Annotated in this window: 21 protein-coding genes; 1 reads left to right on the top strand and 20 read right to left on the bottom strand. The window is 51.9% G+C overall.

The features are described 5' to 3' along the window. Nucleotides 1–9: 9 nt before the first annotated feature. From ftsX to LKD70_RS11950, 14 genes are all read right to left on the bottom strand, one after another. Nucleotides 10–960, bottom strand: coding sequence for a permease-like cell division protein FtsX (gene ftsX / locus LKD70_RS12015; RefSeq protein ID WP_227708238.1), 951 nt, complete (start codon nt 958–960; stop codon nt 10–12). Further along, the gene (gene ftsE, locus LKD70_RS12010; protein WP_227708237.1) at nt 950–1636 is read right to left on the bottom strand and encodes a cell division ATP-binding protein FtsE; all 687 of its coding nucleotides are present in this window, start codon (nt 1634–1636) and stop codon (nt 950–952) included. The genes ftsX and ftsE overlap by 11 nt, the downstream gene beginning before the upstream one ends. Before the next feature lie 212 nt (nt 1637–1848). Continuing rightward, on the bottom strand, nt 1849–2940 hold the full coding sequence (locus tag LKD70_RS12005; protein WP_227708236.1) for a PucR family transcriptional regulator: 1092 nt from the start codon (nt 2938–2940) through the stop codon (nt 1849–1851). A 230-nt stretch (nt 2941–3170) separates the two neighbouring features. After that, nucleotides 3171–3860 (bottom strand): WecB/TagA/CpsF family glycosyltransferase, encoded by a 690-nt coding sequence (locus LKD70_RS12000; protein ID WP_227708235.1) that lies wholly within the window; start codon nt 3858–3860, stop codon nt 3171–3173. Nucleotides 3861–3938: 78 nt separating this feature from the next. Beyond that, the gene (locus LKD70_RS11995; protein WP_227708234.1) at nt 3939–4127 is read right to left on the bottom strand and encodes a small, acid-soluble spore protein, alpha/beta type; all 189 of its coding nucleotides are present in this window, start codon (nt 4125–4127) and stop codon (nt 3939–3941) included. A gap of 89 nt (nt 4128–4216) precedes the next feature. Next, a complete protein-coding gene (locus LKD70_RS11990) occupies nt 4217–5119 on the bottom strand; it encodes a DUF4097 family beta strand repeat-containing protein (RefSeq protein WP_227708233.1) in 903 nt (300 codons plus the stop codon). Between the two features lie 3 nt (nt 5120–5122). Further along, nucleotides 5123–5782, bottom strand: a complete 660-nt coding sequence (locus LKD70_RS11985) for a DUF1700 domain-containing protein (protein WP_227708232.1) — start codon at nt 5780–5782, stop codon at nt 5123–5125. Next, a complete protein-coding gene (locus tag LKD70_RS11980; RefSeq protein ID WP_227708231.1) occupies nt 5779–6102 on the bottom strand; it encodes a PadR family transcriptional regulator in 324 nt (107 codons plus the stop codon). The genes LKD70_RS11985 and LKD70_RS11980 overlap by 4 nt, the downstream gene beginning before the upstream one ends. A 256-nt stretch (nt 6103–6358) precedes the next feature. Beyond that, nucleotides 6359–7561: an LL-diaminopimelate aminotransferase gene (locus LKD70_RS11975; protein WP_227708230.1), complete on the bottom strand. Its 1203-nt coding sequence runs from the start codon at nt 7559–7561 to the stop codon at nt 6359–6361. Between the two features lie 132 nt (nt 7562–7693). Continuing rightward, nucleotides 7694–7969, bottom strand: a complete 276-nt coding sequence (locus LKD70_RS11970; protein ID WP_227708229.1) for a DUF1294 domain-containing protein — start codon at nt 7967–7969, stop codon at nt 7694–7696. Continuing rightward, a complete protein-coding gene (gene addA / locus LKD70_RS11965) occupies nt 7966–11694 on the bottom strand; it encodes a helicase-exonuclease AddAB subunit AddA (RefSeq protein ID WP_227708228.1) in 3729 nt (1242 codons plus the stop codon). The genes LKD70_RS11970 and addA overlap by 4 nt, the downstream gene beginning before the upstream one ends. Beyond that, the gene (locus LKD70_RS11960; RefSeq protein ID WP_227708227.1) at nt 11654–15115 is read right to left on the bottom strand and encodes a PD-(D/E)XK nuclease family protein; all 3462 of its coding nucleotides are present in this window, start codon (nt 15113–15115) and stop codon (nt 11654–11656) included. The genes addA and LKD70_RS11960 overlap by 41 nt, the downstream gene beginning before the upstream one ends. A gap of 111 nt (nt 15116–15226) precedes the next feature. Then, complete coding sequence (gene trxA, locus LKD70_RS11955; RefSeq protein ID WP_227708226.1) at nt 15227–15535, bottom strand: thioredoxin; 309 nt, start codon at nt 15533–15535, stop codon at nt 15227–15229. Between the two features lie 85 nt (nt 15536–15620). After that, the gene (locus LKD70_RS11950; RefSeq protein WP_227708225.1) at nt 15621–16277 is read right to left on the bottom strand and encodes a Crp/Fnr family transcriptional regulator; all 657 of its coding nucleotides are present in this window, start codon (nt 16275–16277) and stop codon (nt 15621–15623) included. Nucleotides 16278–16464: 187 nt separating this feature from the next. On the opposite strand from LKD70_RS11950, the gene LKD70_RS11945 reads away from it, so the two are divergent. After that, nucleotides 16465–17061 carry a GTP pyrophosphokinase gene (locus LKD70_RS11945; RefSeq protein WP_227708224.1) on the top strand — a complete coding sequence of 199 codons (597 nt, stop codon included), beginning with the start codon at nt 16465–16467 and terminating at the stop codon, nt 17059–17061. Nucleotides 17062–17068: 7 nt separating this feature from the next. On the opposite strand, the gene LKD70_RS11940 is transcribed toward LKD70_RS11945, so the two are convergent. From LKD70_RS11940 to LKD70_RS11915, 6 genes are all read right to left on the bottom strand, one after another. After that, the gene (locus LKD70_RS11940) at nt 17069–17635 is read right to left on the bottom strand and encodes a nucleotidyl transferase family protein (protein ID WP_227708223.1); all 567 of its coding nucleotides are present in this window, start codon (nt 17633–17635) and stop codon (nt 17069–17071) included. Further along, the gene (locus LKD70_RS11935; RefSeq protein ID WP_227708222.1) at nt 17632–18675 is read right to left on the bottom strand and encodes an NUDIX domain-containing protein; all 1044 of its coding nucleotides are present in this window, start codon (nt 18673–18675) and stop codon (nt 17632–17634) included. Before LKD70_RS11935 ends, LKD70_RS11940 begins: the two co-directional genes overlap by 4 nt. A 96-nt stretch (nt 18676–18771) precedes the next feature. After that, nucleotides 18772–20547, bottom strand: coding sequence for an ABC transporter ATP-binding protein (locus LKD70_RS11930; protein ID WP_227708221.1), 1776 nt, complete (start codon nt 20545–20547; stop codon nt 18772–18774). Continuing rightward, nucleotides 20540–22309 (bottom strand): ABC transporter ATP-binding protein, encoded by a 1770-nt coding sequence (locus tag LKD70_RS11925; protein ID WP_227708220.1) that lies wholly within the window; start codon nt 22307–22309, stop codon nt 20540–20542. Before LKD70_RS11925 ends, LKD70_RS11930 begins: the two co-directional genes overlap by 8 nt. Before the next feature lie 88 nt (nt 22310–22397). Next, nucleotides 22398–24155 (bottom strand): S8 family peptidase, encoded by a 1758-nt coding sequence (locus LKD70_RS11920; protein ID WP_227708219.1) that lies wholly within the window; start codon nt 24153–24155, stop codon nt 22398–22400. Between the two features lie 221 nt (nt 24156–24376). Then, nucleotides 24377–25600, bottom strand: coding sequence for a 6-phosphofructokinase (locus LKD70_RS11915; protein ID WP_227708218.1), 1224 nt, complete (start codon nt 25598–25600; stop codon nt 24377–24379). Nucleotides 25601–25829 lie beyond the last annotated feature (229 nt).

The raw sequence follows: 25829 nt of genomic DNA, 5'->3' as shown, positions 1-25829 counted from the left end.
AGCACCTCCTTATACTTTAAGGTGCTTGCGCACAGTGAAGAAACTTCCGAGGAAGCCGATTCCGATTCCCAAAATCAGTCCTACCGGAAGCAGAACCGTGTATACAGTTCCAACGGGAAGGAAATTAATAATATTCTGGAGAATCGTAAATTTCGTCATAATGTACTGCACCGCTCTGTCATAGAGGAAGTAAAGCAGTGTAAGCGGAATCGCCGCGCCGAAGATTCCGATGATCACACCTTCGATCACGAACGGCGACCGGACGACAAAGTCCTTTGCTCCGATATATTTCATAATCGCGATCTCTTCTCTCCGGACCGTAATACCCATTGTAACCGTATTGCTGATCAGGAAGATTGAGACACCAAACAGAATGATGATAATCGCAACCGAGACGATCGCTACCAGAGTGTTCACGCTGGACAGCGTTTTGGCAACCACATCCGACTTATTGACCTCACGCACCCCGTCAAGTCCCTCGGCGAACTCTACCAGTTCGTCCTGTGTCTCAGAAAGAGAACGGCTTCGCGCCGTCAGGCTCTGGCTGTCATCCGTTGTCTCCATATATACTTCATAGTTGTCGGAGCTTGCAAGCGGGTTATCATCGCGGAATCCTTCCGCCAGTTCCGGGTTGTCGCCGAAATACTGCTGCTGGAACTCCTCCCACGCCTCCTCCGCGGAGACATAAACAACTTCAGAAACACCCTCATGCTCTCTTAACTGCTCACCGATCTGTTCCTTCTGTTGATCTGTGGCATCCTCATTAAAGAATACCGTGATGGCGACTCCTTCTTCTGCCGTCCTGATAATATACTGAAAGTTTACAAGTATCGAGAAAAACAATCCAAACAGGAAGATACAAGCTGACATCGTCGCTATGGATGCGAGAGAAAACATCTTGTTCCTCCAGATATTTTTGACGCCCTGTTTTCCGACGTATCCTAATGTACTAATCCTCATTTATATACCCACCTTTTTGTTCATCACTGACAATTACGCCCTGTTTCATCGTAATCACGCGCTCGTTCATCTCGTTTACGATCTCCTGGTTGTGCGTCACGACAAGCACTGTCGTTCCACGCTCATTCGCCTCCTTCAAAAGACTCATGATCTCCCATGAGTTTGTCGGATCCAGGTTTCCGGTCGGCTCATCGGCCAGCAATATGGCAGGTTCATTCACGATCGCTCTGGCAATCGCAACGCGCTGCTGCTCTCCTCCCGAAAGCTCCTTCGGGAATGATTTATACTTCTGTGCAAGTCCCACAAGGGAAAGTGCTGCCGGCACTTTCTTTTTGATTACTCTCGTAGGCGTCTCCGTCACACGCAGCGCAAACGCAATATTTTCATAAATGTTTCTGTCCTTCAGAAGTCGGAAATCCTGAAAGACAACACCAAGTCCTCTTCTGTACTTGGCAATATGACGATGTTTCATCCTGTTTAAGTTCTGTCCGTTTACAATGATCGTTCCCTCTGTCGGATTCAGCTCTTTCATGATCAGACGAATCAATGTAGATTTTCCCGATCCGCTGTCACCGACTATGAAAACGAACTCTCCCCGTTCGATTTTCACGGATACTCCATTCAGGGCGGGATTGCCCTTGGAATACTCCTTCGTCACGTTTCTTAATTCAATCATATGTTCCTCCTAATTATTCATACTCCTCTGTACATAACACACAACATGCCAGCCCGAACCCGGGCTCACGCTTTTCCTTTGCGCCCTGCAGACCCGGTTCCAAACTTTCGTTCTTCTTTTCGCGCCCGCTTCTATGCAGTCCCCACCGCAGTGCCTTCTCAGGCTCCGCCTGCACTTCCCTGCGCTGTGTACTGCGCATGGCCTGTCAGAAATCAGTATTCCAGTGATTCCATATACTTCATGTATTTTACGACCATCAGCGCGATCTTGAATGTGATGGCATCCTCAAACACGCGAAGATCCAGACCGGTGCTCTTCTGAAGCTTATCCAGTCTGTACACAAGAGTATTTCTGTGAATATAAAGCTGCCTGGACGTTTCCGACACATTGAGACTGTTTTCAAAAAACTTGTTGATCGTCGTCAATGTCTCCTCATCGAAATCGTCCGGAGATTTCCCCTCGAAAATCTCCTTGATAAACATCTTGCACAGCGGGATCGGCAGCTGGTAGATCAGACGCCCGATTCCCAGGGTTGTAAACGCCACGATATCTTTCTCGGCGAAAAAGATCTTACCTACATCCAGAGCCAGCTTTGCCTCTTTATAAGACTTGGAAACTTCTTTGATGTCATTTACGATGGTTCCGTACGCGATACGAATCTGCTCTTCTTCTCCCTCATTACGCAGTGTATCAAGCATCTCTCTCGCCATCTTCTCGAGTTCCCGGTTGCCGTCTCTGTCCGTAAGCTCTTTGACGACAATAATATTTTTCTCGTCAACAGCAGTGATAAAATCCTTTGACTTGCCTCCGAGAATGCTTCTCACATTCTCAAGCGCAGCGTTATCCTTTTCATGCAGTGTCTCAATTATAAAGATAACACGTTTTACTTCTGTGTCAATATGTAATTTTTTTGCACGGTTATAAATATCCACCAGAAGAAGATTATCCAGAAGAAGATTTTTGATGAAATTATCCTTGTCAAACCGCTCCTTGTACGCCACCAGAAGACTCTGAATCTGAAATACGGCGATCTTCCCGAGCATATAGACATCCTCACTGTCGCCGTCAGCCAGAAGCACATATTCCAGTCTCTGCTCGTCGAAGATCTTAAAGAACTGACACCCCTGAATTACCTGACTTTCCGCCGGAGACTCAACAAAAGACAGCACCGCACTCCCGCGGTCCTGATCGTTGTCGAATGTAGCTGCAAGTTCCTTTCCCTCTGTGTCCAGCACGCAGAAATCCACCCTTGAGATTCCCTTTAAGCCATCGATCGTATTCTGCAGTATCTGATTCGAAATCATATCCTTTCTCCGCTCCTCCCACTTGTCCCATGTACATTTTCCACAAATTTTAAGGTTAGAAAAACATTCCCTCAATCATACTTATGTATTATATTAAGGCAAAACACCAAAAAAAGAAAGAGGAAATCCATTTTATTTATGCATTTCCTCAAATATTTTACAAAAAATTCACATTTTTATGCTTATACATTGTTCACAAATTTTTCCAGTGCAGGCTTCCGGTCCCCATCTTACACGCTGTTCTGCTCCTCCTCCCGGTCAACAGACGCCACTCTGCGGCGGAACATCGACTTGAGGAAGAAATGTCTCAGACAGCGGAATGGTCCCCGCTCGGCAAAACTCTTTCCCAGAAGGGAACCGCAGCCAAACCACACTCTCGCGTTCAGCAGCGTTTTGTTCCGCGCAATAAATTCTTCCTGATACGGAGAGGACAAAACGGAAAGAATACAGTCCGTCTCCGTCCCGTTAATTTCATTAATTACCTCTTCCTCCCTGTTTTCTTCCGGAACGAGAAGTGCATGCCCCGTCATCTTAATGCCGCGGTTATATCTGCCCACTGCATTTTCCACACGGATGATCTCATCTTCCGTTTCTGCCAGAAGAAATACTTTTCTGTGATTTTTCTGAAGATATTTCAAAAAAAGCTTCAGGAAGATGCGGTTTTCCGTATCTCTTATTTTCACTCTGTCATGTACTCCGGCTGCTTCCAGTATCTCGATCTCTCCGGGAAGCACCAGGCTGAGACTTTCTGCCTGCTCCTTCCACTTCTCATCTTCCTGACAGGACATCAGAGTATCCATCGAAATGATCTCTATTGTATCAACCGGTTCTGTCTCCATGAACTGCATTGTCCTGAGCATTGCTTCCTTTGCGGTGAGGCAGTCCATCGCAGTACCAAGGACTTTTATCTTTTCTTCCATAATTCATTCACCAGCCATATTGCCTGACATTGTCTCCAGTTGTACAATTTTATCAAATATGTCACACTTTGTAAAGTTTTACTTCCTCTGGCGTTTCTTTTTTGTCACCATACCCCCGATTCTTCCTGTCTCTTTTGATGTGAGCGATTTCCACCCCTGGTCGAGAACGCGGTCGAGAAGCCCCAGCTCTTCAGCAATTTCGTACTTCAGTTTTTCCTCCGGCTCCAGGCTGTTTAAATCAATCGGCTTTTCCTTTTTCCTTGCCATGAATACTCCTTCTTTCTGTTTTTTCAGAGTATTGCCGGAAATCCGGAAGATATACGCTGCTTTGTACAGATGAGCGGCACAGCTGCTTTTTACTGAAATGAAATCTCGATCCTTCCCATTTTGCAGTCCGCCTCGATCCGGCTGCCGCTGCCATTGTCTATGTCTATCTTATTATTGATCCCGCTGTATGATTCTGACCCTATTACGATCTCTCCCGCCGAGCAGGACACCTCATAGTCATAGGTTTCCATCTGTCCTGCCGCAGTGTAGCGGATTTCTCCGAGATCGCAGCTTAACTTCGCCTCGCTGACCGTCTCCCCGTCAAGAACGATCTGGCCCGCGCCGCAGTCCGCCTCGAGCTTCTCCGCATAAAAGGAACCCGCCGAGATCTGGCCCGCACCTACATCCAGCGACATCTCTTCCGTCTCGATCCCCTCCATCTCAAGCAGGCCCGCGCCTACCTCAGCGGAGATCTCCCGGAACCTGCTCCCCTGCGGCACATTGATGTACAGCATACCGCTGTCCTCTGTCCCCCAGTTCTGCCTTTTCAGTTCGACATCAAGCTCACCGCCGTCCTGTGAAATCTGAATTTCCCCCTGCAGGTCCTCTCTCAGACGGGATGTGTCGACCCGGACGTATTCCCCGTCGTAGGGCTTTACACTGATGCCGATCCCGTCCGCGTCAAGACTGATCCTGTCAACCCCCTCATAATCAATAACAGTTACTCCGTCCGCGTCCCCGACAGAGTATGCCCCTCCGTTGATCTCTTCTTCTATAATATCCGGCAGATCCTTAGGATCTTCGACTGAACCGGAAAATTCTGTCTTTCCGTCAATTCCCAGTCTGTCAAGCCAGGAGACAAGCCTTTCAGCCTGATTTCCCGTTCTGAGTATTGTCAGCCCGCCCAGAGCTGTTCCCGCCACGGCGGAAAAAAGTCCGACCGCCGCAAGCACAGCGCACACAATCCAGAATATTTTCCATCCTTTCCTCATACACTACACCGCCTTTCCGTAAAACGGCCTTCTGCACAGATTCACAAATCCTCTGAGCATGGCCGGATATACGATGGTACAAAGCTTCACTACTCCCACTGTTGCGATCAGTCCCGCCACGAACAGCAGGATACCGACTCCCACCACAATCATGCCTGCTGCCGGGATAAACATCAGCGCAATCCCGAGCACAAATACAAAACCGCCGGACAGCATCACTGCAGCCGCTGCGATGGCAAGCACGGGAAAGAAACAGATAACCACAGCGGCCACAGCAAGAACAGCAACCGCCGCGCCAAGAGATACCGGCCACACCGCAATAATGATCAAAAGGACGATCAGAAGCTTGATTTTTCCGCTGGTCCACGGTTTCTGCTGTCCGGCTCTGTCTTCCGCGCCGGAGTCCGAAGACGACCGGCTGTATCTCTCCATATAGTCTTTCTGATCGTAATCCTCCTCATTAAACTCTGTCCCATAGTAGTCCGCACGGATGGTCTCCGCCACTTTCTCAGGGCTTCCCAGCTCCCGGATGGCGTCCGCCTCATTTTCCACGCCCGCGTCCGCCAGATAATCTGCATAGTACTGAACCGCCGCCTGACGCTCTTCCTCAGGCATGCCTTCAAGCAGTCTCTCAAGTTCAGCCAAAAATTCAGTACGGTTCATACTCCTGCACCTCCCTCAAATATTGCATTAATTTTGTGGGTATATGACTTCCACTCTGATTTATACAGATTCAGCTGTGCCATCCCTCTTGACGTCACTTTATAATAACGCCTGTTTCTCCCGTCAAACTGCCTGTCATACACTTCCAGGCACTCATCCTTCTGGAGTCTTCGCAGAACCGGATACAGCGTCGACTCCGATACATCAATCACCCGCCGCACGTCCTGCGTGATCTTGTAGCCGTATGTCCCTTCATCCTCACGGGATACGGCAGCCAGAACGATCGCGTCCAGAAGCGCTGCTCCTGTATTAAAGACCATGGAACCATCCTTTCTTGAATTTCACAATATTGTACTGTTTTCTATATTATATTTTATATAATATACTATGTCAATATAATAATATTAAGAAAATACGATAACAGGAGCCGAATGCTTTTCAGGCTTTCTTTTTGCGAAAAACAAGGTATCCCCCGGACTGTACTGTGCGAACGGTGAATTGAGCGCCGTGCGCGGCCCTGAGCAGGGGAGTGCAGTACAGTCCGGGGGATATTGTATCTTTTTTTACAATATTAACTTAGAAAAGCTTCTCAAATCTTTCCATTGCTTCTTTTGTCTTTTCGTGCGTTCCGAAGGATGTCAGACGGAAGTGGTATTTTCCGTTCACTCCGAAGCCGGCTCCGGGTGTTCCGACCACCTGGATTTTCTCCAGCAGATAGTCAAAGAGTTCCCAGGATTCCATACCTTCCGGGCACTTAAACCAGATATACGGGGAGTTGACGCCTCCGGTGAAGGGGATGTTCTTCTTCCGCAGCGTATCCGCGATGACACGGGCATTTTCCATATAATAGGAAATGTTTTCCATACACTCCTTCATGCCTTTTTCCGAAAGCACTTTCGCGGCCGCATACTGGATAATGTACGGGGTTCCGTTAAATTTCGTGGACTGTCTTCTGTTCCACATATCATACAGGCTCATTTTTCGGCCGTCAGATGAAGAGAACACCAGCTCTTTCGGTACTACCGTATATGAGAAACGTGTTCCCGTAAACCCTGCCGTCTTTGACAGAGAACAGAACTCGATAGCGCATTTTTCTGCTCCCTCAACCGCATAGATGCTTCTCGGCAGTTCCGGCTCAGACACAAACGCCTCGTATGCCGAGTCAAATAAAATGACTGCCTCGTTGGCAGCCGCGTAGTCTACCCACGCCTTTAACTGCTCTTTATTGTAGCATGCGCCCGTCGGGTTGTTGGGCGAACACAGATAAATGATGTCTGCCTTCACCGAGTCGTCCGGCATGGGAAGGAAGTTGTTTTCCTCTGTGCCGTTCATATAGATAATCTTTTTGCCGTCCATCGTGTTTGTGTCCACATAGACAGGATACACCGGGTCCGGAACAAGAATGACGTTATCCTGTGCAAAGAGCTCTGTGATATTTCCCGTGTCGCTCTTCGCGCCGTCAGAGATGAACACCGTATCCGGATCCACTTTGACGCCGTTTCTTTCATAATAGTCTGCCACTGCCCTGCGCACGAACTCATATCCCTGCTCCGGGCCATAACCGCGGAATGTCTCCGCTTTCGTCTGCTCGTCCACCGCTTCATGCAGTCCTTCAACAGCGCTCTCTGTAAGCGGTCTCGTCACATCGCCGATTCCGAGACGGATAATATTTCCCGCCTTGTCCGGATGGGCTTCTTCATAGGCTTTCACTCTCCGGGCAATTTCCGCGAAAAGATAACTGTCCTGTACATTCAGATAATTTTCATTTAACTTTGGCATTTTGATCATCCTTTCCTACCAATGAGTAAAGCGGACCTTATATTCCTCGCAGGTACATGTCCGCTTCATTGCTCTGTGTTCAATTACAACACTCTTATCTTATCAGAAAAGTTTCTGTTTTTCCAGACTTTTTCAGCCGCCCGGCCAATACCATACCGCCGCAGCCACAAGAACGCAGTGGACGACGAGAAGAACAGGAACGCTTATGACGAACTTCAGCTTCCTCGTCTTATGCCGGAACAGAAGCATGGCAAAAAGCGCGCCGACCGAACCGCCGATCAGGGTAAGGACAAGTAGCGTCTTCTCCGGAACCCGCCTTTTTCCTGCTTTTGCCTTCCACTTGTCCGCTCCGTAGATCACAAATGTCACAAGGTTGATCAGGATCAGATAGTACAGCAGAATTCTCATACTTTGATCTCCTCTCTCAGTGTAAATGAATAGATAATCTTCTCTTTCACAGGTTTTCCCGTCAGTCTCCGGAGGGCGTCCGCATAGTAGTCAAGCTGGGCGTGATATTTCTCCTTCAGCTCCGCCGCGTGCCGCACCCGGTCCGTTTTATAGTCCAGAACGACAAGACCGTCTTCCTCCTCGAAATACACGTCGATGATTCCCTGGACAAGGATCTTTTCCCCGGAGCAGTCATCCGGATAAAAGGCCGATGCGTCCATGCTGATGACAAAAGGCTGCTCCCGGAAAAGTCTGCCCCGCTTTGCCGCCTCCATCATGCGCTGCCCGCTTTCACAGTTTAAGAAATGCAGAATGTCATCTGCCCGGATACTCTCCGCCATATCCTCTGTAATGCGTCCTTTCTCAAGGAATGTCTCCACCGCCAGATTTACACCGCTCTCATCGTAGTTCTGCGTGAAGTCCAGAAGCTCCAGAATCTTGTGGTAAGCGCTTCCCCGGGACGCCCCGGTAAGCCCTTTTTCCTGATCCCCGGCCGGATCTGCCCGCGAAGCCTCCGGATCCGCCTTCATAAACTCCGGAATCAGAGGAACGATCTCCGGCTCGGCATAGAGCATTTCTCCCGCCTCGTCCGGGCCTTCCCCCTCGGCTGCGCGCTGCTTCAGTTCTGACACTGTAAATTTCAGTTTCATCTTCCCCTCTGCCGCATGGGGATATTCATAGTTCATCTGCGCGTCCAGGCGCTCTTTAAGTCCGGGAACAAACGTGCGGGAGACGTCCCAGTTTTCCAGCACATCACGCGCCAGCTCCTCAGCCGTCAGTTCTGCCTGCGAAGCTTCCAGATCCCCGCCCGAGATCACGCTTATATCCACCGGGATCTCTTCCCTTACGCTTCCCGTCTCACGCGAGATAAGTGCCGGAAGGATCCAGTCCAGATAAGTACGCGCTCCTTCGGGACGGAAGACATTGCTGACACAGGATTCCAGCGACGCCTCGGCCGACCGGACAGCCCCGGTTATGATCAGTTTTTCTTTCGCCCGGGTCAGCGCCACATACAGAACCCGCATTTCCTCCGCAAGACTGTCATGCACCGTCTCTTCTTTTATCATGTTCTTCAGAAGCGTCGGCATCTTTGTCCGATGTTCAAGGTCGATTGCGTCCAGTCCCACTCCCCAGTCCGGGTGGATGAGCACAGCGCCCTTTATATCCTGCATGTTGAACTGTTTCCCCATTCCCGCCACAAACACGACAGGAAATTCCAGTCCTTTGCTTTTGTGGATGCTCATGATCCGGACGATGTTCTCCTGTTCGTCCGCAATCCCCGCTTCTCCGTAATCCACATCATATTTTTTCAGCTGGTCTATATATCTCACAAAATGGAACAGCCCTTTGTAGCTTGTCCCCTCGAAAGCCGCCGCCCGCTCGATCAGCATGTCAAGATTCGCCTTCCGCTGCGCTCCTCCCGGCATCGCCGTGATGAAAAGGCCGTATCCGGTCTCTTCAATAATCTCCGTGATCAGATCATGGATCGGCGTAAACGGCACTTTCTCTCGGAACGCTTCAAGCCGGGCCAGGAACTGCCTCAGCACGCCGCCGTGCCCGTCTTCCGCCGCACAGGACCGGACTGCCTCATAAAATGGAAGATTCGGGTATCGGATCCGTATCCCGGCCAGCTCCTTCTCACTCAGCCCCGCAAACGGGGAGGTCAGTACAGCCGCAAGCGGAAGATCCTGCCTGAAATTATCAAGAATCTTCAGGTAATCCAGCAGCACGCTCACTTCATACGTCTCAAAATACCCTTCCCGGCTGACGGAACACGCCGGAATCCCCTCCTGCGCAAACACTGTCGTAAACGTCTCCGCCCATCCTTTTATACTTCTTGTAAGCACAACGATATCCCGGTATTCCGCATGGCGGAAGCCGCCCTTCTCCCGGTCTGTAACGATCCCCGTCCGGATCAGTTCGTGAATCCTGCGGGCGATCATCCTCGCCTCTGCTTCCCGGCTGTCCTCCTCCGTACTCTCCCGGTCCAGAAGAAGAAGCTCCGTGCGGAACGCATCCGCCCCCGCAGGCAGCTCTGCCTCCCGAAGCGGATCTGTCGTCCGCTCCTCCGCTCCGCCGTCCCCGGGCCGCGCATAGTCAGCTCCGGGATAGAGGGCCGCGCTGTCGTCATACTCGATTCCTCCCAGATCCCGGTGCATAATCTGCCCGAAAATGCCGTTCACACTGGCCAGCACCTCTTCCCGGCTCCGGAAATTTTTATGAAGGTCGATCCTCTGCCTGCTGCCGTCTGTCAGGCTGTATGTGTTGTATTTTTCCATAAAAAGCTCCGGTCTCGAGAGACGGAAGCTGTAAATACTCTGCTTCACATCGCCTACCATAAAAATATTGCAGCGGCCTTCCGACACCCCGGACACACTTGTAAGGATCGTCTCTTGTACAAGGTTGCTGTCCTGATACTCGTCGATCATCACCTCGTCAAACTGCTCCCTGTATTCCGCTGCCGTACCCGACGGGACAAGGACACCGTCCTTTTCCTCCGTGAGAATCGCAAGGGCAAACTGTTCCATATCATTGAAGTCAATCATATTGCGGCTTCGCTTCTTCTCCGCGAGCATGGCAGAAAACTGTTTCACAAGCCCGGCCAGCGTCCGCATGGACGGCGCCGCATCCTCCATATCCTTCTGCAGTATGGAAAACGGCGCGAAAAAGTATGTCTTCTTCGCCGCGTCCATCAGCTTTTTCGCCTGTTCTCTGAGTTTCTTCGCCTGCTCTCTCTTCTCCGGAGAGACGGACATGTCCTTCTTCCCCGAGAGACGGGCTTTCGGAAATGCAGAGGCGAGCTTTTCCATCTCTTCAAAATCCTCCGCAGCCGCAATCTCCTCAAGCTCTTCCAGATCCGACAGCACCGCCTCTGTGTACATATACGGGCCGTCCGGTTCTTCGCACATCTCAAGGCAGCGCTTTAAAATCCCGCATGCATCTTCCGCCCGGGAGCGGACGCGCAGCGCCGCCCTCTGTGTGATGCTCCGCCTGTTTTCCATTTCCGGAGCGTCCGCAGCACTGCGGCCATCTCCGCCGTTTTCCCCGTCCGCCGCTCCGGATGCGGAATTCCCGTCTGTCTGCATTCTGTAGGAATCCACGCAGCTGTCGAGCCATTTCTCCGGCTGGGGATAACTGCGGGAATACTCATAGAGCCTTAAAATAATTTCTTCGATTTTTCTGTCGTTGTTTCCCGTGCCGAACCGCTCCACAAACGCCAGAAACTCCTCATCCGCCTCGTCGTAGCACGCTTCCAGCATTTCATCCAGCACGTCCTGCTTCAGCAGCTTAAGCTCCCCTTCCTCGGCGGTGCGGAATCCCGGATCGATCCCGATCACATGAAAGTGGTCTCTTACAACGGACAGGCAGAAACTGTGGATCGTTGTGATCGGCGCCGTATGGATCAGCGTTGCCTGCCGCTCCAGATGCGCGTCTCCCGGGCGGACGGCAAGCTGTGCCTCGATGGCTGCACGGATCCGCTCTTTCATCTCCGCCGCCGCGGCGTCCGTAAAGGTAACGATGAGAAGACGGTCCACATCTACCGGGTTCTCCTCGTCGAGAATCTTCTGTATGATGCGCTCCACAAGGACTGCCGTCTTGCCCGAGCCGGCCGCTGCGGAGACAAGGATGTTTCTGTCACGGAGTTCAATGACTTTCTTCTGTTCCGCCGTCCACTGTACGCCCATCTTCTTCCACCTCCATTACCATTTTTGCAACTGCCTCCTCCATGGAGTATTTCTCCAGTTTTCTGTACCCGCACCCGTCAATGCGCACGTCAAACCCGCAAATATCCCGGTAGGAACAGAAGTCGCAGCCAGACGCGCTTCCCAGTTCATAGGGCGACGCTTCCACCTTTCCTTCGTACATTTCCTCCGTAATTTTCTGCTCTTTTTTCTCCGCATAGCTTAACACCGCGTCAAATGTGCTCCCGGGCAGTGCCTTCGATCTTTTGCCAAGCGATCCGTTTTTGTTCCTCTCAAGAGGGAAAAACAGCGACGAGCCGGACAGATCCTTCTCCAGATGAGAGACAACTTCCGTATCCCCGTTGACAAGGCCGTCCAGACGCAGCTCTTTCAACATGCTTTTCTCGGTATCTTCCTCTGTCTCCTCCCGGTCTACGACAGGGTCTTTCACCCTGTAATAAAAGATGCCCGCCGGAATGATTTCCCGGTCCGGATATTTCTCCTTCTCGATTCCGATCGCCGCGTTTAAATATACCGGGAGCTGCATCTGCAGCCCGTGATACATGGCCGTGATATCAAAACTCTTCGTTCCGGTTTTGTAGTCTGTCACCTTTACATACACACAGTCTTTGTCCTCGCAGATATCGATTCTGTCGATCTTTCCGCTTCCGAACTTCATCTCATAACCGCCCGGCACAAAATCACTCTTCTCCATCTGTTTTGTGAGCGCCCACACCGAGCGCCCGATGAGCCGCCTGATACGCCCGATCATATATTCGTTTCTCGCGGAACTGAACAGCACCGTATTCCCGTAATCGATGACGCTCTCCTCCACACTCTCGGAGATCAGTTCTTCCCGCTTCTCCTCAGGAAGCTCTGTCCAGGCCACGCCTTCCCGGTCTGCCTTTCGCGAGAATCTCTCCAGCGCCTGATGCGCGATATTTCCGAGATCAAGCGCTTCAAATCCGTACTCTTTCCGCTCTTCCAGACGAAGCCCGTAGCGCAGGAAATGCGCGTACGCACAGGATGCGTACTGTTCCATTCTGGAGACGCTGACTCTTGTCCGGTCCGGATAGAGCCTCTCCGCCGTATCTTTTCCTATGTCTGCACCCTCTTTTTTCAGAAAGCCTGCATTTAAAATCTGCCGGATCTCTTCGCGGTTCTCTCCGTCGCGCATAAACCATCCGTAGAGTTCCTTCCACTCGTCGCTCACTCCAAGCCTGCGGTCCCGGACTCCTCCCGCAACTTTGAGAATCCCCGTCTGCCTTGTAATCTCTCTTTCCTTCATGCCGCGCTTTTCCTCGTCGGTCACGCCAATCCCGGGGAACAGCCTGCGGATATCAGAGATCAAATACGCCGGCCGGAGACTTTTCCCGTCTCCCGACACTCTCGACCAGGAGAGGGACAGATACTCTGTCGGTTTTGTCAGGTTCATATAGAGATAAAACTTCTGGATATACGTCTGCTCCTTCGGCCCGGGAGAAAGGGCAATCTCCTCCCTGGCAAACTTCTCTCTGTCCCGCTCGGAGAGCAATCCTCCGCCGCTCAGATTTCCCGGGAGCAGGGTGTCGTTTGCCCCGACAAAAAACAGGGCGCGGATATCCCGGATTCTGGTCCGCTGTACATCTCCGATCACCACCTGGTCCAGACTGGGCGGAATCACGCCCACGCGGGCCTCCTCCAGACCCGCGTCAAGCAGATCGCAGTAGTCTTTCAGTGAGATTTTCTCATCGCCGAGAAGAGAGACAAACCGGTCGAAAAGCTCCATCACGATCCGGTAGATCTGCGCGTACTCCTTCGCAAGAGCCAGCTCTCCTGCCTCCTGAAAACGCTGTTCCATCCCGGCGACTTTCTCCTGTATCTTTTCTTCCGTAAGGAACCCGCACACAGCGGCTGTGATATCTTTTACCGTCTTGCTCCTCTGTCGCAGCACAAACATAAGCCCGTCCGTCTTTTCCACGAACCGCACTCTCAGATGATTGAGCTCCCGGAGTTCTTCCTCGCCCATACCCGGAGTTCTCCTGACCCACGCCTGCTGCCATTTTCTGTAGCCTTTGATGCCGAGCGCCAGACAGTAATTCTCCATCCGGTCCGTCTCATCCATCGTAAACCCGCACAGCCCTGTTCGCAGACACCGGAAGACACTGTCGGCTGTAAAATTCTGCTCTGCCATCGCAAGCAGGCTCCTCAGATACTCCACAAAGGCGTTCAGGAGGATGCTCTTTTTGTGGTCCATAAATACCGGAATATCAAAGGTTCCGCACGCCTTCTCGAGCGCGTCCGCGTACACATTCACATCCGCGGCGATCACCGCGATATCACGGTACCGGTAGCCCTCTTCCCTCACAAGAGAGCGGATCGCCTCCGCCACATACTCAGCCTCCGCCTTCGGGTTGCGCGCCTCATGGAGCGAGACTGCACAGCGGCTCCCGGAAGCCCGCATCTGTGCATCCACGCAGGCCTTCCCATGCGCATCCTCGTGAGCCTCCGTCTGTGCCGGATCGGCAAACGCTTCGTACGTCCTCCCGGAGTACCGGAACAGTTCCGCCTCCAGAAATGCCATCTCCGGATTGTCTGCAAAACGCACCGGGGGCTTTCCGTACAGGCAGACCGGTTCTTCCACCTCCGCGCCCGCCTCGCGCGCAATCTTCACAAGGGATGTCACCATCTGCTTGCTGAGCGCAAAAAGCTGGTACGGATGCCGGTACACAAACGGATCCTCCCGCTCATCCATCTCCACCGTCACGTACACTTTGCTGCACACTTTCAGCAGTTCTCCGAGAAGCCGGTCCTGCACCGGGGTAAAACCCGTAAACCCGTCCAGCGCCACAACGCTTCCGCGCAGAATCTCCGAATCCGGAACCACGTCGCTGAGCACGTCCAGCATCTCCTCCTTCGTGATATACTTCTCCTTTAAATAGGCCTCAAATTCTTCGTACACCTTCCGGATGTCGCTCAGTTTATAATAGAGATAACTGTCCGGATTCAGCCCTTCCGTAAAGTCCCCAAGCTGCTCCGGACTGATCCCGTACTGTGTAAATTCGGAGATCACGGACTTTACTTCACTGATATATCCCTGCTTCTTCAGATTTCCCTTCAGCACGGTCAGCTCGTCCCCGCATTTTCCTGCGATCCGTCTGAGCACCAGGTTCTTTCCCTCGTCGTCAAGCACCGGACGCTCGTCCTGCCCCACTTCCTCAAAGACGCGGTGCGCCAGACGACCGAAGCTCAAGACGTCGATGTTCATAATTCCGCCTCTCGGATGGGCCAGGCAGAGGTCTTTCTGCGTCTGCATGGTAAACTGTTCCGGCACAAGGACAAGATAATTTTTCTCCGGATGCCGGATAGACTGCTCTACGATGCTGTTGTACAAAAAAGTGGATTTTCCGCTTCCGGAATTGCCGAAAATAAACTGAAGCGACATAGATCTCCTCCCAAAACGATACAAGATAATAAATATATGTAATGCGAATACCGGAGCTTCATTGATGGGGATCACACCACCAACAAAGCTCCGGCTTTCATTCCCTTGTTTTTATTTCACCATTTCTTCCAGTCTGCTTTTCGGCACCGCACCGACCTGCTTTCCTGCGATCTCACCGTTTTTAAAAGAGATGAATGTAGGAATGCTCATCACTCCGTAGCGCTGTGCGATCTCCATCTCCTCATCAATGTTGATTTTGCACACTTTCACGCCGGACACCTCTCCGGAGAGTTCCTCCACAACCGGTCCCATCATCTTGCAGGGTCCGCACCAGTCTGCGTAAAAATCAACAAGAACGGTGCCGTCTGCCTTTAACACTTCCTGATCAAAATTAGCTGTCGTCAGTTTTACTACTGCCATATTTATATCCTCCTTTTTTATCATCTATCTCTGTGATGCTTTTAGTATACCACGTTTTCTTCTTTTTTCAGTGACAAAATCACATTTATACTTTCGCCAGCCGCCGGGTGTCAAGAACAGTTATTTTTCCTCTCGTAAGACTGACCAGCCCGTCTGCCTGGAACTGCCGCAGTATCCGCGTCACCACTTCCCTTGCTGTGCCCGCGTCTCTTGCAAGCACCTCGTGGGTGATCTTAAGTTCATCACTGCCCTCCAGTCCCCTGTGCTCCAGAATCGCACCCGCAATTCTCGACGCCACATTAGAGAACACGAACTGATTGAACAGCCACATGATATCCGAGAATTTCTCCGAGATCATCTCCATCGTATAGTCTTTCACTGCACCGTTCTCATCATAAAGCTTCCGGTACACTTTCTTCGGTATTGTATAGATCGTGCAGTCCGTCTCCATCTCCATGTCAAGCTCCACGTCCATGCCGTTTAACATACATGCGGCGCTCAGTATGCTCACATCCCCGTCAAGCAGGCGGAAAAGGGTGATGTCTCCCCCTCCCGGGGAGGTGATAAATACACGGGCGCGGCCCTCACCTATAATCTGTACCCCGGCGCACTCTCCGCCGCCGAAATGAAGCCTTGTCTTCTTCGGGCATCTGTTTTCCGTTATGCTCTTTTCCATCTCTTCTTTCTCTTCTTCCGACAGACTGTCCCAGAAGGGGAAGGAATTCCGAAGTAATTCTTCCATGACCGCATCCCACCTTTCCACTGCATTATAGCGGATTCTCTCTGTGAAGTCAAAGCATTCGGCCGCCGGCGGTATGAAGGGGCGGTGTACTCCGGGCCGCTTCTTTTGAAAAACATTATTTTTCCGACACGCAATTGTCACATTTTCGTAATAAACTTGTTAATGAATTGAAGGGAGTATTATACAAATGACAAACGAACAGTACCATTCACTGATTCCGCCGTATCATGACGCTATGGAGCTGATCCTCACGCGCCTTGAAATGCTGAATCACAAAGTATATGACTGCGAGGATCTGCAGCCGATCCACAGCATCACAAGCCGGATCAAAGAGAAAGACAGTATTGAGAAAAAACTTGAGAAACAGAACATGCCCGCAAGCGTCCGGAATGCGAAAACCACTCTCAAAGACATCGCCGGCGTACGGGTGATCTGCTTTTTCGAACGGGACATACGCCAGCTCTCCGAATGTCTGAAGAAACAGTCGGACCTGGTCATCATCCGGGAAAAGGATTACATCACAACGCCGAAGCCGAACGGGTACCGAAGCTATCATCTGATCGTCGGCGTGCCGATCTACTATATGGACGGCATGGAGTACTACCCGGTGGAGATCCAGTTCCGCACCATCTCCATGGATTTCTGGGCGGCCATGGAGCACCGCATCTGCTACAAAAGCCAGCCCTTTAACGAGATCGAAATGCGCAACGCATTTCTGCAGTACTCGGAAATCCTGGAAAAAATGGAAAAGTCTTTTGAGGCATACAGCGAAAACTGCAGCTGAGCCCGCTTTACGAACCGGTATAATAAAGATTCCGGATTCTCTGGTCGATCCCGTGTTCTGCGAGATACTCCGCGGCAGTCTTCGGCATATACTGACGCCAGTCTTCCTCCCGCGCGATCATTCCGCGAAGCTGCGTACCGGTAATCCCTTTTTCCTCACCGCTCCTCTCCCACAGGATCTCCACCTGGAGGCCGAGCGATCTGAGAATCCGGCATTTTTCCGCATCCCATTCCCCACAGAGACTCATATAGTGTACAGCATCCGCCGGGACATACTCCGGGAGCTTTTCCGGTCTGCTTACCGGAAACGGAATGATCTCAAACTCATCCCTCTTTACTCCAAAATCAAGAAGCGCATCCCGGATCATCTCATACCTCTCGATATAAGTCAGCGGGTTATCCGCCTTTGCCGTTCCGTGAAGATCCAGCGGCGATGTCGCCGGATACGCTCCAATATCCGGGTGGGTAATCCCCACATACATGACTCTGCATCTCATCTTCGCCGCAAGAAAATATTCCATATGTTTCAGGTGAAGCACCTGAAATCTTCCGTGTACCACTCCTGTCTCTGTCATAACCTTTCTTCCCTTTCCGTCTTCAAAATTCCAAGTGCCTTTCCGAGAATCTCAAGTTCTTCCATATAAATGCAGTGAGGCATCCGGTTCTCTGCCACATTTTCGCAGCACTCCCCGTAATCCATCCAGATCACCTCCGACACTTCGGATTCCTGGAGATGAAGATAACTGATGTCCACCGGTTCCTCGTAAAGATAAATCCGGCTCAGCTCGTTGTCGAGAAACGGCCTGCCGTAAAATTCTCCTTTAAATCCACCCCGCCGCGTCCCGATTTCCCTTAACTGCTCTTCTGACGCATTGATCCCCAGTTCTTCTCTCAGTTCCCTGAGCGCAGTCTCCCGATATCCATGCCCCGCCTCCACATGTCCGGCGGATGAGATGTCATAGCATCCGGGATTGGAGTCCTTGCACGCGCTTCTTTTCTGAAGGAGAAGATCATACCCACTCTTCCCGTTCGGCCTTACGATCCACGTATGCGCGGTCGCGTGAAGCGCCCCTTCCGCGTGAACCACGCCTCTCTCTTTTACAACTCCCGTTCTGCTCCCGTCGGGGTTCACCTCGTCGAAAAGCTCCATCGTCTTTCCGTCCAGCGCCGCATACTGAAGAATATCTTCTGTGTTGTAGACAAGCTTCAGCGAGAAGAACTCTCTTCCCTCATCCAGAAGCCGGAAGAAGATTTTATCTCCCTCCCACAGCTCCAGAGAAGGAATCCGCTCCTTTTCCACCCACTCAAGCTCGCCCTCGTCGCATTCGATCGGTGTTCCCTCGAAACCGTCCGTCGTGTAGAGCGACATATATTCCACCGTATCCTTACCGTACACAAACGTCACAATCCCTCTGTATTCCCAGGAAGTAAGCGTATACCCGGTCTCCTCTTTCACTTCCCGGAGCAGGCATTCCTCCGGGCTTTCCCCGTGTTCAAAATGTCCGCCGACTCCGATCCATTTGTCTCTGTTTACATCATTTTCCTTCACAGTACGGTGAAGCATGAGATACTTTCCGTCCCGCTCGATGTAACAGAGTGTACTCATTCTGTCCATTTTCGCTTCCGTCCTTTCCTGTTCCGTCTCCCGGCCTTTGTCTTTCTTACGACTGCTGTATTCTCTTCCTGCCCTGCCTCTTTCAGTTCTGTAGTTTCACGTCCTTGCTCCTGCGGTCTGCACGAACTGGCTCTCATAGAGATGCCTGTAGAATCCGCCCTTTTTCAGAAGGCTCTCGTGATTTCCCTGTTCGATAATCTGCCCGTCTTTCATGACGAGAATGACGTCCGCCTCACGGATCGTGGAGAGCCTGTGCGCCACGATAAACGTCGTCCGGCCTTCCATCAGTCTGGAGAATGCTTCCTGAATCCGGATCTCGGTTCTCGTATCAATGGAGGACGTCGCCTCGTCGAGAATCAGCATCGGCGGACGGCACAGCATCACTCTCGCAATGCAGAGGAGCTGCTTCTGCCCCTGGGACAGCCCGCCTCCGTCTTCCGTGATCTGCGTGTCGTACCCCTGAGGAAGCCTTCGGATAAAACTGTGAATATGGGACGCCTTTGCCGCGGCGATCACTTCCTCCTCCGACGCGTCCGGGCGGCCCATCATAATATTCTCCCGGATCGTCCCGGTCTTAAGCCATGTGTCCTGCAGAACCATTCCGTACCCCGCACGGAGACTCCTGCGCGTCACATCCCGGATATCCAGCCCTTCCACGGAGATCCTCCCTTCGTTTACATCGTAGAAGCGCATCAGCAGATTGATCAGCGTCGTCTTTCCGCATCCTGTCGGCCCTACGATGGCGATCTTCTGTCCCGGCTTTACTTCCAGGTTAAAGTCCCTGATCAGTTTCTGCTCCGGCTCATAAGAGAAATCCACATGCTCCGCTTTTACATTTCCGGCAATGTCCTTTAATTCTTCCGCATTCTCCGGCTCCGGCGGCTGGGGCTCCTCCTCGATCAGTTCAAAGATTCTCTGTGCGCACGCAACCGCGTTCTGAAACTCTGTCACCACGCCTGATATCTCGTTAAACGGCTTCGTGTACTGGTTCGCATAGCTTAAGAAACTCGACAGCTGCCCCACGCTGAGCGAACCGTTCACAACGGCAAACGCCCCGGTAATCCCCACTCCTGTATACACGAGACTGTTTACAAACCTGGTGGCCGGATTTGTGATGGAGGAGAAAAACGTGGCGCGGAGATATGCCTTTCCAAGCCGTCCGTTGATCTCGTCAAACTTTTTCGTCACATCTCTGCCTTTCCCGAACGCCTGCACCACCTTCTGGTTTCCGATCATCTCGTCAATCAGCCCGGTCTGCTCCCCTCTGACCTCGGACTGCGTTCTGAACATCGCAAACGTCCGCTTTGCGATAAAGTTCGCCACAAGGAAGGACACCGGCGTAATCAGCACAACCACAAATGTAATCGTAACGTTGACCGACAGCATGAAGCCGAACGTACCGACAATCGTCGCAACTCCCGTAAAAAGCTGGGTAAAGCCCATGAGCAGTCCGTCCGCGAACTGATCCACGTCCGCGATCACCCGGCTGACCACATCGCCGTACGGATGTCCGTCGATATATTTCAGCGGCAGGATCTCGATCTTCCGAAACGCCTCATTGCGGATATCCTGTACAACCTGATACGTCATCTTGTTGTTGCACACATTCATCAGCCACTGTGCAAGCGCCGTGACAAGCGTACAGACGCCGATCTGTACCATAACGCGGAACACCCCCGGAAAATCCACCGCTCCGGCTCCCACGATACAGTCTACCGCACGTCCCGTCAGCTTAGGCACATAGAGCGTGAGCGCAACGGATACAGCCGCCAGCAGAAGGGAAAAAACAACGAAGATCCTGTATTTTCCGAGATAGCGGAACACCTTTTTCAGCGTGTCTCTCTGATTTATTTTCTTTTTCTCATCAGCCATTTGCCGCTTCCTCCTTTGGGAACTGAGAGTAATAGATCTCCCGGTAGGCCGGACAGTTCCTGATCAGCTCTTCGTGCGTCCCCTTTCCTGCCACTCTTCCGTCGTCCAGTACGATGATCTGGTCCACATATTGAATGGATGCCGCCCGCTGCGATACGATAAACACTGCCGGGTGCTCCTTCATGCCGCCAATGGCGCTGCGGAGCGCCGCGTCCGTAGCAAAATCAAGGGCGGAAGCGCTGTCATCCAGAATCAGGATATCCGGTTTTCTCACAAGCGCCCGGGCGATGGTCAGCCTCTGTTTCTGGCCGCCGGAGAGGTTTCTTCCACCCTGCTCGATCCGAAACGAAAGTTTTCCATCTTTGTTGTCCACAAACTCTTTCGCCTGGGAGATGCGAAGCGCCTCTTCGATCTCCTCTGCCGATGCCTGCTCGTTTCCCCATCTTAAGTTTTCCTCGACTGTCCCCTTAAAAAGAACCGCTTTCTGGAGCACGACTCCGATGTGGCGGCGCAGGCTCTCCGTGTCATACTCTTTGATATTCTGCCCGAAAATCCGCACTTCACCCCCGGTCGCGTCATAAAACCGCGGGATCAGGTTCACAAGGGAAGATTTGCCCGAGCCGGTGCCCCCGATGATTCCCACCGTCTCGCCCGGCATAACCCGGAAACTGATATCGCCCAGCGATTCTGCGCCGGCACCTTTATAGGCAAGCGACACATGGTCAAACTCCACAATCGGAACCTCATCCGCACCGCCGGAGTGCGCATGTTCTGCTCTCTCTTTTCCCTCTTCCCATGACATGCTTCCGTTCTCCATATCCGGATGGATCTTCAGCACATTTTCGATTCTGTTTCCGCAGGCCACTGCCTTTGTTACCGTGATAATCAGATTCGCAAGCTTGACAAGTTCCACGAGAATCTGGGACATATAGTTAATCAGAGCCACAACCTCGCCCTGGGTCAGACTTCCCATATTTACCCGCACAGCACCTGTATAGATCAGTGCAATGATTCCCCCGTTCACAACAATATATGTCATCGGGTTCATCAGACCTGAAATGCGGCCCACAAACTTCTGTGCATCGGTGAGCATCTGATTTTCCTTTTCAAACCGTTCCCGCTCCCCCTGCTCCTTGTTAAACGCCCTGATCACACGGACACCTGCAAGATTTTCCCTCGTTGTGAGAAGGACACTGTCCAGTCTGGACTGCACGTTCCGGTACATCGGCATTGTAATCAGCATCACACCGAACACAATCGCTGAGAGCAGCGGAATCACAACGACAAAGATAACCGCAGCTTCCGCATCCACCGTAAAGGCCATAATCATCGCCCCGAACACGATAAACGGCGAGCGCAGAAACAGTCTCAGCACAAGGTTGACGCCGGATTGTGCCTGATTGACATCGCTCGTCATGCGGGTAATCAGCGTGGAGCTTCCGAGCGTATCCATCTCCGTAAACGTGAAATTCTGAATATGCTCAAACAGCGCATGTCTTACCCCCGTCCCGAATCCGGCCGCCGCCTTTGCGGAAAAATACTGCGCCGTGATCGAGCAGACAAGGCCGATGATGCCAAGTGCGATCAGCACGAGACACATCCGGATAATGTAGGACCCGTCCCCGCTGGCGATCCCTACGTCAATGACCGCGGCCATAACAAGAGGGACAAATAATTCAAAAGACGCCTCAAGCATCTTGAACAGAGGCGCCAGTACCGTTTCCTTTTTATATTCCTTCAGATAGACAAGAAGTGATTTCATAACTTTCTCCTGTTGTTTTTTTCACTATGTTCATTCTAGCACAAAAGGCGCAGCAGTGTACAGGGAATTGTGCGCTGTTTTCTCCCGCTCATGTGCGCTGCTCTCCCGGCAGGCTTGCCTTTACGCACAGTGCGCCGTAGCCCAGGAGTGCGTTCGGCCAGGTATCATATCCCGGAAGCTGGCGGGCACCCCGGCGCAGATATGCCTTCACTTTCTCTCCATACAGATACGCGTCGTTTCCGTTTACGATCCCCCACTCCATCAGAAGCGCCGCGCTTCCCGTCACAAACGGCACGGCAAACGACGTACCGCTGAATTCCCTGTACCCGCCGCCTGGCACAGGAGCATTTATCCGTACTCCGGGCGCCGCCAGATCCGGCTTGACCGCTCCGTCCTCCTCAAACGCCGTCAGCAGAGGCCCTCTCCCGGAAAAATCAGCGTAGGAAAAAGTGTACGCGTCATAGGCTGCTGCTGTGATCACAAGCTCTGCCGTCGAAGGGATCGTCAGTGTAAACGAACTGTCCGGCGTGAGGAAAGCTGTTCCGTCATTGAGCGCAGCCTGAGACGGCAGCCACATCTGATATGTCCCGTCCACAATCCGCCTGGGCGTCAGAATGATCTGCCACACCCCCGCATCCACATAGGAACCCACAGGGATAAAGTCAATGTAGATCTCCTGACGGACACTGTACGGTTTCGGCTCACCGTAGTAGATCAGAAGCTCTGTGCCGTCCAGGATAATCCTCTGGGGTCCGAGAATCTCACGCAGCGCCCCGGACCGTTTCCCGAAAGGCGCGGCAACAGAGACATCCATCTCATCCACATAGGATTTCCAGATCTGCACGCTGAACGATGTCTGCCGCTGCTGCACGCCGAGCTCCACCACCTCTTCTTCCTCGTCCCCCACGGTTCCGGACGCATGCCCCGCGCTGTTCCCCTCATTTCCGCTTCCGACGCAGATCACCGTTTTCCACGTATCCGCGATATCGTTGAGAAAGCGTTCCACAAGAGATGTACCGTCATGCGATCCATAGGTATTTCCAAAACTCAGATTCACCGCAACAGGCATCCGAACTTCCACCGCCTTGCGTATCACATAGTCCACGCCAAGCATCAGTTCGGTCGTCCTCGGGAATCCGTCTTTCCTCGGTATTCCCATTTTCACAACGACAAGTTTCGCTTCAGGGGCGGCGCCTCTGAATCTTCTCCCCTCACTGCCGCTTCCATTTCCGGCCGCAATCCCTGCCACCGCAGTGCCGTGCCCGCTGACATCCCTGCTCTGTACGATCCCGGCACGGACAGCCGGGTCTGTCTCCGCAAGCGCTCTGTTGATCTCGTCTTCGGTATATTCTGTCCCCGAGTTATATCCGCGGGGCGGATTTCCGGATATTGTCTGATCCCACAGAGCGGCAATCCGTGTTGTCCCGTCTTCATTTCGAAAATCCGGATTCTCCCAGTCTATGCCGCTGTCCACCACTCCGATGAGGATACCCTGTCCGGTCAGCGCGTACGGCGCGATCTGGACGGAGTCAATACAGGATGTCTGGCGGCCCACATCCGCCTGAAAATAGATGCTTTTCGGCTTCTCTATAAACTCCACCTCCGGCAGCGCCGCAAGCGCCCCGATCCGTTCCTCGCTCACCAGGATGACCGCGTATCCGTTTAACAGTTCCGTCACGGACACTGCAATCTCCCTCACTCTGTCCAGATTTCCGGAATAACGGATAATCAGCTCCCATTCCCTCTCTTTCGCGTCATATCCGACACTGAGCTCCTCCGAACGCATCCGCTCATCCGGATCTGCCGCCAAAGCAAGATTCAGAAGATTTTCAATTTTCTGACTCACAGTCGCTCACTCTCCTGCTTTCTCTTCTCTGCTTTCTATCCTATGCATCCTGCTTCGGCTTTATCTCCTTGTCAGCACAAATCACCGGATGCACCAAAGGACACATTCCGGGATAAAAAACAGTTGGAGAAGACACCGCCCTCCAAAACCGGAAGACGGACATCTTCTCCAACTGTACCGCCCCTGTGCAAAGGGGCTTATGTTTCTTTTATCACACTCTCTTATCTGCGGTAAGCAAACTTCGGAAGACCATCCTCTGACGGCACATCCACCTGTCCCTGAATAAGCGGACGCGCATAGTCGATAAATTCCTGGCCGATATCAGAGCCGTTCTTTGTAATCCACTCAAGCGGAACCGTCTTCTCCTCGTTGCAGATCTGGTTTACATCCTCTGTTGTGTACTCGATCGCGTACCCGTCGCCTGCCTTGCGGCTGAATGCGATCATCTTACCTGTCTCGCCTTCCAGCGCCGCCTTCACGCCGTATGCTCCGGCTGCTGCCGCCTCTTCGATATCCGTTGCGGAAAGCATCGAAGAAGAACATCTCTGGCATACGTTCAGCTCAATGGAGCGCACCTTCACTCCGAGACGTGCCTTTACGAGGTTCTCCAGATATTTTCCGGAACCGGTAAGCATCTTGTGTCCGAAGTTGTCCACGCCCACACTGCTCTCAAGCTCGCACACGAATGTGCCTTTTCCGTCGTTGATTCCCTCGGAGATACATACAACCAGGTTCGGTGTTGTCTCCAGAGCGGATTTTACATCCTCCAGGAATTTCTCTGTGTCAAACGCAGTCTCCGGAAGGTAGATCAGAACCGGATTGTCTCCCTCGAACTTACGCACCAGCACACTCGCCGCAGTAAGCCATCCTGCGTGGCGTCCCATAATCTCTACGATTGTAACGGATTTCTTGTTGTCGTAAACGGAAGCGTCTATGGCAACTTCACGCACCGTTGACGCCACATATTTCGCAGCGCTTCCGAATCCGGGCGTATGATCTGTATGTACAAGGTCATTGTCAATCGTCTTCGGAACACCGATGAAGCGGATCTCACTCTCTGTTTTCTGCGCATAACGGGACAGCTTGCTCACCGTATCCATGGAATCGTTTCCGCCGATATAGAAAAAGTATCCGATTCCATACTCTTCAAATCTCTCAAACAGCTTCGGATATACTTCATCTTCCAGATCTTCCGGCAGTTTAAACCGGCAGGAACCGAGATAGGAACCGGGAGTTGTCCGGATCAGCTCCAGGTCGCCGGATTCTTCAAGAGGTTTCATCTCCATTACCTGTCCATTTAAAAATCCCTCGATCCCGTTTACCATACCATATACAGTTCCGCAGTCGCCCGCTCTTTTCAGCGCCTCCGACACAACTCCGTACAGACTGGCATTAATCACGGCTGTTGGGCCTCCGGACTGTCCGACGATTACATTGTTTTTCATTGTTGTACTCCTCCTTGAATATAGTCTGTGACCAAAAAATCAGTACACTGATATTATTAGTATATCGAAAAAAAATAAATTTTACAATATATACCTGATGATGGTATAATCCCATCTTTGACAGTTGAAAAGAAAAACGAGTGCCACAATCCTTGAAGATACAGGGATTGTGGCACTTTGTGCACCATACTTGAAATATAGTAATGTTTTATCTTCGCTTACTTTTTTT

Origin of the sequence: Ruminococcus turbiniformis, assembly GCF_020687545.1 — a bacterium.
Lineage (GTDB): Bacteria > Bacillota > Clostridia > Lachnospirales > Lachnospiraceae > Mediterraneibacter > Mediterraneibacter turbiniformis.
This window is presented reverse-complemented; position numbering and strand designations above follow the sequence as displayed.

Bases quoted from the DNA above. Each gene is read 5' to 3' on its own strand.
- LKD70_RS11970 (WP_227708229.1), bottom strand. From the start codon at position 7,969: ATGAGAATTCTGCTGTACTATCTGATCCTGATCAACCTTGTGACATTT.
- LKD70_RS11930 (WP_227708221.1), bottom strand. From the start codon at position 20,547: ATGGCTGATGAGAAAAAGAAAATAAATCAGAGAGACACGCTGAAAAAG.
- ftsX (WP_227708238.1), bottom strand. From the start codon at position 960: ATGAGGATTAGTACATTAGGATACGTCGGAAAACAGGGCGTCAAAAAT.
- LKD70_RS11935 (WP_227708222.1), bottom strand. From the start codon at position 18,675: ATGGACAGAATGAGTACACTCTGTTACATCGAGCGGGACGGAAAGTAT.
- LKD70_RS11925 (WP_227708220.1), bottom strand. From the start codon at position 22,309: ATGAAATCACTTCTTGTCTATCTGAAGGAATATAAAAAGGAAACGGTA.
- LKD70_RS11990 (WP_227708233.1), bottom strand. From the start codon at position 5,119: ATGAGGAAAGGATGGAAAATATTCTGGATTGTGTGCGCTGTGCTTGCG.
- LKD70_RS11980 (WP_227708231.1), bottom strand. From the start codon at position 6,102: ATGGTCTTTAATACAGGAGCAGCGCTTCTGGACGCGATCGTTCTGGCT.
- LKD70_RS11915 (WP_227708218.1), bottom strand. From the start codon at position 25,600: ATGAAAAACAATGTAATCGTCGGACAGTCCGGAGGCCCAACAGCCGTG.
- LKD70_RS12000 (WP_227708235.1), bottom strand. From the start codon at position 3,860: ATGGAAGAAAAGATAAAAGTCCTTGGTACTGCGATGGACTGCCTCACC.
- LKD70_RS11975 (WP_227708230.1), bottom strand. From the start codon at position 7,561: ATGCCAAAGTTAAATGAAAATTATCTGAATGTACAGGACAGTTATCTT.
- LKD70_RS11945 (WP_227708224.1), top strand. From the start codon at position 16,465: ATGACAAACGAACAGTACCATTCACTGATTCCGCCGTATCATGACGCT.
- LKD70_RS11960 (WP_227708227.1), bottom strand. From the start codon at position 15,115: ATGTCGCTTCAGTTTATTTTCGGCAATTCCGGAAGCGGAAAATCCACT.
- LKD70_RS11950 (WP_227708225.1), bottom strand. From the start codon at position 16,277: ATGGAAGAATTACTTCGGAATTCCTTCCCCTTCTGGGACAGTCTGTCG.
- addA (WP_227708228.1), bottom strand. From the start codon at position 11,694: ATGGGCGTACAGTGGACGGCGGAACAGAAGAAAGTCATTGAACTCCGT.
- trxA (WP_227708226.1), bottom strand. From the start codon at position 15,535: ATGGCAGTAGTAAAACTGACGACAGCTAATTTTGATCAGGAAGTGTTA.
- LKD70_RS11985 (WP_227708232.1), bottom strand. From the start codon at position 5,782: ATGAACCGTACTGAATTTTTGGCTGAACTTGAGAGACTGCTTGAAGGC.
- LKD70_RS12005 (WP_227708236.1), bottom strand. From the start codon at position 2,940: ATGATTTCGAATCAGATACTGCAGAATACGATCGATGGCTTAAAGGGA.
- LKD70_RS11995 (WP_227708234.1), bottom strand. From the start codon at position 4,127: ATGGCAAGGAAAAAGGAAAAGCCGATTGATTTAAACAGCCTGGAGCCG.
- ftsE (WP_227708237.1), bottom strand. From the start codon at position 1,636: ATGATTGAATTAAGAAACGTGACGAAGGAGTATTCCAAGGGCAATCCC.
- LKD70_RS11940 (WP_227708223.1), bottom strand. From the start codon at position 17,635: ATGACAGAGACAGGAGTGGTACACGGAAGATTTCAGGTGCTTCACCTG.